Annotated in this window: 3 protein-coding genes; all 3 read right to left on the bottom strand. The window is 29.4% G+C overall.

Annotation, left to right across the window (positions count from 1 at the left end; all coding sequences use genetic code 11):
- Positions 1 to 721 precede the first annotated feature (721 nt).
- On the bottom strand, positions 722 to 2,023 hold the full coding sequence (locus G6N05_RS15380) for a WG repeat-containing protein (RefSeq protein ID WP_166131826.1): 1,302 nt from the start codon (positions 2,021 to 2,023) through the stop codon (positions 722 to 724).
- 153 nt (positions 2,024 to 2,176) lie between these two features.
- Positions 2,177 to 2,746, bottom strand: coding sequence for a carboxypeptidase-like regulatory domain-containing protein (locus tag G6N05_RS15375; protein WP_166131824.1), 570 nt, complete (start codon positions 2,744 to 2,746; stop codon positions 2,177 to 2,179).
- 166 nt (positions 2,747 to 2,912) lie between these two features.
- Positions 2,913 to 3,627 (bottom strand): RDD family protein (locus tag G6N05_RS15670; RefSeq protein WP_225875188.1); only part of this gene is annotated, 715 nt, incomplete at its 5' end.

Raw genomic sequence — 3,627 nt, 5'->3', positions numbered from 1 at the left:
AATTTTTCTTTAATTTCAGATATTTTTTCTTTTGATATCATTGGTTTTTTGTGTTCGTGGAGTATTGGTGCTAACGTTTTGCAGCTACAAGAAGTGGCTAACTTCGTGACTGCTTATTATCTTGCTAAGATATAAATTAATTGCGAAAACAAAACGTGAAAGTAGCAAATTTTTAGCCATTTCTTGTAACTGCTGTTGTACCGCGTAAATTGCTACATGTTTAAATAAAAATATTTCTTGTAGATATTCCGCCTAGTATTTACTATTCAATTTTCGACAAAGATTTTTTTTTTTGTTTTCTTTCTATTTTGAATAAATGCTAAAATATCTATTCAAAATTTACTGTATTATTTCTGAATATTCTTCCTTCTAGTTTTTCTATAAAGTTTTTCTACAATGTAAACACAAAACAAAAGCCAAAAGAAACCATAGGAGCCGTATTAACATTCGGTGAAACGTGATACGTTGGCTTTGCGTTACAATTCTCAATAATTCAGTAAGTTTTCTTCAAAGTTTTCCTTAAGTATTTCTATTCTAAACCCTCGAAATTACACGGATTTTTACTACGGAAAATTTATGCGGTACAACGTTTTGCAGCTTGGCGAAGTGGCGGATTTAGAAGCACTTCTTTCAATTTAGCACTAATGTTTATTAGAAAACCGAATGTTCAATTTAGCACTGAACCCGCCATTTTGCCAAACTGCTGTTAGCTGTAGCTATTTTATCCATAATATGTATAATCTTTCGGTTTCGGTTTATTCGCTTCTATTTTCTTACCTTCTAAAGTAAAGACATCATATTCTGTCGAGTTATCATCAAAATAGTTTTTCCCATTTTGAACAAAAATATAATCTTTAATTCTGAACCAATTCTTTTTAATTACATCATACTCAATTGGTGTAATTAATTTTGTCAGGTTATAAACTCCGAGTTTTGCATTTTTTATTGTCCAATAATCTTCTTGATAATCGTCATTATAAAATACAGTTCCACCTTTATAGACTACCCAAACGATCGATTCTACTTCATCTATCCAATCGTATTCTATTGGAACTATAATTTCATTATTTATGTCAACTATTCCCCATTTTACATTTTTAATTGAAGTTATGTAATTTTCATCATCATCTTCATAATCTACTACTTCAATTTCTCCAATACAAACTTTAAAATATTTTGGATTTCTTAAAAAATCTACAAAAGAGTAATCATTTGGAATTATAATATTGCCTGCTCCATTAATTATTCCCCATTTTCCTTGATACCTAATCATTTCTAAGTTATAATCGTCATAGTCTTCATTCTCTTTACAATCAACAATGCTTTTATAGTATTTAAGGCTTTCTGTTGATGGAGCTTTATAAGTATTACTTGAAGCATTTAAGATTTTAGTAAATGGTAATTCGGTTAGTGAATTATTGTCAAAGTCAAATGAATAGTAGTTGTCATTTTTTTTAACAATAACTTTATTTTTTTCAATAACATTAAGTATCTCTTCAAATTCAAAATCTAAAATAATTACATCATCTTTATTAATTATTCCATATTTACCATATTGGAATGCTTTGAAGTAAGAAGTACTTAATGCGTTTAGTCGTTGATATTTTGTTTCAGTTCTTTGTGTGAAGTCTTTATTTAGGATACCAATTTTATTTGCTTTATTTAATAAGATATTACCTAATTTGTCTATTTGAACACTTTCGCCTGTTTCCGATTTCCAAATTAGCTTACCATCTAAATCAAAGTAAAAATATGTGTTGTTATCTTGATTCCAGATGTTATTTTCATATTTAACGGCTTCAATAAGTTTCAAATCTTTGTTAAAACCTACAGAGTTATAGATTGGTTTAATTAAAAAATCATAGAAATTGAATAGTCCGAATTTTTTATTTGAAGATAAAACTCCCCATTTCTCGTCTTTATTCTTAAACATCGTAATATTATCACACAACAATTCACTATAAACGATTTTATATTTTCGTTTAATGTCGTTAGGAAGTTTATTGTAAGGACTGTCGTTCATAATAGTTACAGCTAACGTTCCGGCGCTTGGCGAGGTTGCGAACTTCGGAACCGATTATTTTCTACCAAAGATAAAATTTCTTGCGAGAAATAAACGTGAATTTACTACAAAATTCGCAATCTTGCCAAACGCCTGTTATATGCTGTTTTTTTATTAAATCTGCATTGATACATAGAATTTATTTTGCTCAGAACAATTCTTATAATAGTTTTGTCTGTTTTCATTAACGCATTTCATTATCGTTAAAATCTCGGCTTCGTTAAGTTCGGTTTTAGAGTTTATTTGATAAATTGTTAATTCTGGAGCTAAACCAAGTTTTATATTCAATTCAAAAAAAATATTTTCCACAATACTAAAGTCAACAGTAAACTTATCATAATTTATTGCAGAAATTTCCATACTATATTTTCCAGGTTCCAATTGTAGTTTTACAAGACCATCATAGTCAGTCACAATTTTAGATAAAGAATCATTACTTAATTCCTTAATCTCAATTGTTGCAAAATTAATTACGTTTCCTTTGTTATCAGTTAGTCGGATTGTTGATATAGATTTTCCTTCAATTTTCTTTAAACTATGTGAAGAAATGTCATCTGCATTTTCGAATTGAAACCAATATTCATACTTAAATTTTGATTTTTCGTCAATGCGGTTCAAATGCCATTTTTGTCCGTAAACATTAAAGAAAAGTAGAAGAAATAATATAGATATTGTTTGTTTCATAGTTGTCTTAAAATAGCATATAACGTTCCGGCGCTTGGCGAGGTTGCGAACTTCGGAAACGATTATTTTCTATCAAAGATAAAATTTCTTGCGAGAAATAAACGTGTATTTACTACAAAATTCGCAATCTTGCCAAACGCCTGTTGGTAGCAGTTTTTTATTTATTTTATACTTCCGTTACTATAGTTTTCGCCCAAATATCTCCTAAACGTTGGTTTCGGTCAGTGTTTTTAATTGTCATTATTCCAATTAATCCAAAAGGAAACATATCAATTGGGTCCAATAAGTGTCTTTTTATTGATTGGCTCAAACTCAATTCTCCATTATTTTTGGTCAAAGATTTAGGTTTTAAGCCAACAATAGAATTTCCAAGAGTTGCTCCTAAAAACACTTCAGTAAGCACAATTATCGAAAACCAAAAAATAATTGGAACTAATCCTAATATTCCAGTAACTGAATATCCACCTTCGTCATTCGGTTCTCCAAATGAGTAAACAAAAGCAAAGAAAAAACCATATACAAATAAATAATCAATAAATCCTGCAATAAATCTTTTCAGTAAATTCGGTTTAGTTATGTTTTCTACCATATATTTTGTCAATATTAATTCAATCGATAATTTGTCAACTTTTAAAAGTTCTAATATTCTTTCAGCTTTCAATTTGTCATTTTTTAAAGCTTTTTCAAATTCTTTATCTAAACCGCAAACATAAAGTCTTTCATTGACTGTCATACCGCCAATATTTTCCACTAAACTAATTTTATTCTCAATTTCTTTTTCAGTCATGTTTTCGATTTCTGCGGTAAAATTGCTACCAACGGGCCGCGGCTTTGCGCAGGGCTTGCCTTTTTCTGGCAAGGCTTGCGCAAAACCGCTGTTG

The sequence above is a fragment of the Flavobacterium bernardetii genome, assembly GCF_011305415.1.
GTDB classification, from domain to species: Bacteria; Bacteroidota; Bacteroidia; order Flavobacteriales; family Flavobacteriaceae; genus Flavobacterium; species Flavobacterium bernardetii.
This window is presented reverse-complemented; position numbering and strand designations above follow the sequence as displayed.

Bases quoted from the DNA above. Each gene is read 5' to 3' on its own strand.
- G6N05_RS15380 (WP_166131826.1), bottom strand. From the start codon at position 2,023: ATGAACGACAGTCCTTACAATAAACTTCCTAACGACATTAAACGAAAA.
- G6N05_RS15375 (WP_166131824.1), bottom strand. From the start codon at position 2,746: ATGAAACAAACAATATCTATATTATTTCTTCTACTTTTCTTTAATGTT.